The organism is Paenarthrobacter sp. PH39-S1 (assembly GCF_030063245.1).
Taxonomy (GTDB): domain Bacteria; phylum Actinomycetota; class Actinomycetes; order Actinomycetales; family Micrococcaceae; genus Arthrobacter_M.
This window is the reverse complement of the sequence record NZ_JASISR010000126.1, coordinates 1-630: the sequence shown is the minus strand read 5'-3', so window position 1 is coordinate 630 and position 630 is coordinate 1. Positions and strand designations below refer to the sequence as shown.

Below are 630 nucleotides of genomic sequence, written 5' to 3'. Positions count from 1 at the left end.
ATCCCCCTCCCACGATCCAGGAACACGGCGATCCGAGGCTTCTTCTGGCCGGGCATCGATGCTGACCATGCCGATGATCCGCCCACCCGTCCGCTCGCCCAACGGCTTGCGGGATTTGCGGTGTGTGCGCTTGGATTGGAGCAGGATCCCCGACTTCGCCAGCTCTCCCTTGGGCAGGGCATAAATCCACCGGTAGATGGCCTCGTGCGAGACGGTCCGGCCCTGCGCGTCAGGTGATTTCGTCATGATCTCAACGCTGGCGTCCGTGGCCTCCAAACGCAAACGACCGGCGATTTGCCGCGGCGTCCTGGACCTCGCCAGATCCATCTTCACCCGTGCTGCCAGGACCGGATCTGTCTCAATTTTCCGTTCCTGTGGACGCTTGCGCCGGCGCTCCGCAGCACAGTCAGCACTCACCGGACGGTAACCACGGGTCTTCGTCGAGTTCCGCAGCCGCTCCCGCCAAATGACCGTATGATCCCGGCCAAGATCAGCCCCAATCTGCCGATCCGTCCTCCCAGCCAGGATCCCCACAGCGATGTCCGCCCGATCCGAAAACGACAACGGCCTACGCCCCACCAGCAGCTCCTCTATTCAACCAACGTGTTGCTTCGAGGGTATGACACCGCC

At 63.0% G+C, this 630-nt stretch carries 1 pseudogene; it reads right to left on the bottom strand.

From position 1 onward, the window contains the following. Nucleotides 1-579, bottom strand: a pseudogene (locus tag QMG52_RS21810) (helix-turn-helix domain-containing protein); the annotation flags it as partial. Between the last annotated feature and the right edge of the window lie 51 nt (nucleotides 580-630).